Annotated in this window: 1 protein-coding gene; it reads right to left on the reverse strand. The window is 65.4% G+C overall.

Features of this window, described 5'->3' with window-relative positions:
* Window positions 1–327: 327 nt before the first annotated feature.
* Window positions 328–852: a hypothetical protein gene (locus AB0M52_RS33745; RefSeq protein ID WP_363961926.1), complete on the reverse strand. Its 525-nt coding sequence runs from the start codon at window positions 850–852 to the stop codon at window positions 328–330.
* Window positions 853–1,712: the final 860 nt, after the last annotated feature.

The following is a 1,712-nucleotide window of genomic DNA, read 5'->3' on the forward strand; positions in this document are numbered from 1 at the left end:
CGCCGAGCCGGTCCAGGATGCCGCCCGGGTCCGGCCGGCATCGGCCGGGCCGGCCGGCCACGCTTACGAGTTGCAAGAGCGGAAGACCTCAGGGCTCCGCCCCGAACCCCGACCCTCCTCAGAGATCGGCCGGGCGGATCACCTCGCCGGGCACCACAAGGGCTACCAGCCTCCCCGGACGGGGCCAAGGTCGTACGTCCGGTAGGGCGCTCCATCTTGTCCCCGTCCGGGGAGGCTGGACGGTCTACGACTGCCCGACGAGGAGATCCGCCCCCGGTGCCAGCGCCCTTCACCGACTACAGCTACCCGTTGATCCAAGCGCCGCTTCTACCGCTGCGTACCGATGCCGTCATAGGTGATTCTGGCCCAGTACACGTCTCGCCCTTCGAGCCGGTCGGCGTGCAGGCTAAAGGAGAGTGTCGTGTTATCCATAGTCTGGATCCAGATGCCCATCTGATCGGCTCGCTCAACCTCGCCTGCACCGCGCTCCATCCGCCATCCTTGCTGTACCGCAAGCTCACGGTAGAAGCGCACGATCTCTTCTACCGATGGCCGGTTACCAGCCGAATAGCCCCATGCGGTTTCGGCGCCGCCGTACCAGTCGCTGGCAGCGAGGCTCTCACACGGCTCCGCGTAGTCAGCCCAAACCTTCTCCAAGCCAGCAGGTGCCCGATTCACCATCGGATCCTTGCCAAGATTCTCAGCGAACGCCTCCTCGGCTGCGGAGCAGTCGGGCCGTCCGGGGGCTTCCAGGATGCGTGTGGCCAGCCACAATCCGCCCAGGGCAACCACAGCCAACAGCGATGCGGCCACGAAGAGCCCCAGCATGGTAAGGACCACTCGCTTCGGCATGTCTCTCCCTGGCCCTACCTATCAAGATGCGGATCAGCGCGATTCCCCAGGCTGGCAGCCGGAACCGCAGTTGTACAGCCATTGATACTTTCTTCCATCGCCGTGCCGTCCACGTGCCAGTAGCCGGTACCGCCAGCGGTCGCGAGCGGGCACGAACGGCCCCCACGTCCTACGGCTGGCCTGCCCCACCAGATCCTTGTCGGCCGTGATCTTCGACCTTCCAGACCGCGTGTTTCTGTCGCCGAGCGTGTCAGGGCCGGGGACCAGGTGGGGACCACACGTCGTGCGCGATGGTGGCCGGCATGCCGTCGGCTACACGACTTGATCTTGGGGATAGCGTGCGTGACGTGCGTGGAGGTGTGGCGAATCGTTCTGGGGGTCAAGGGGTCGTCGGTTCAAATCCGGCCGTCCCGACAAGGTGAAGTTGCAGGTCAGAGGGCTGGTCCGAGACATCGGGCCGGCCCTCTGGCTTCCTGGGGACCACGCCGGTCAAGTGCGCCGTCCGGTAGCGCTCCTTGACCGCTGGTCAAGCCATGTCGCCAGCCCTGTTACCTGCCGAACTGTTTCGTCGCGTCGTCAATGCGGCTCGCAGAGCGGGCCGCGCCGGCCGGTCACGCTGAGGGACGAAGGTACTGCAATCCCGATTGCATGCTGAGTCGCCGGCTCCGAGGCGTTGGTAAAGATCGGGGTGCGCCGCGCGGATCTCGGTGTCGTGTTAAATGCTGGCCATGTCGCTAACGATCGGGCCGGCGTTCACGATCCCCGGCTATACCACCACAACCCCGCCTGATTACGACAACGAGTGCGAGGCAACCGTGTACGCCGCAGATGGTGTGGTCGGATACCCCGCCTTCTGGTTG

Origin of the sequence: Micromonospora sp. NPDC051296, from assembly GCF_040682255.1 — a bacterium.
GTDB lineage: Bacteria > Actinomycetota > Actinomycetes > Mycobacteriales > Micromonosporaceae > Micromonospora > Micromonospora craterilacus.